General features: G+C 41.3%; 1 protein-coding gene. It reads right to left on the bottom strand.

Annotated features, from left to right (window positions below):
• Nucleotides 1-271 (bottom strand): lysozyme family protein (locus AC0IXC_RS29200; protein ID WP_471653719.1); only part of this gene is annotated, 271 nt, incomplete at both ends.

Below are 271 nucleotides of genomic sequence, written 5' to 3'. Positions count from 1 at the left end.
AACGTATCTGTAATACGCCCTGATTTCGTTGGCCATTTCCAACCTTTATCAGACACCCATTCTCCATCTCCAGACGATACGCAACCTAAATCTTTGTAAAATTCCAAAACTTTGGTAACGTACGTATAATCCCCATAACACGCTCCAACTGTGGTTCGGAAGTTATTAGGGTCAGAACAACCACCCGGATTTAAATGTGCCTGACTTCGTGAGAATTCAATGGCTGTTTCCTCTGAATAACCACCTTTTGCTAATGCATAGCTAATAAATC

This window comes from Bacillus sp. AC266 (genome assembly GCF_979253805.1).
The sequence above is the reverse complement of the archived record's forward strand: the minus strand, read 5'-3'. Positions and strand labels throughout refer to the sequence as shown.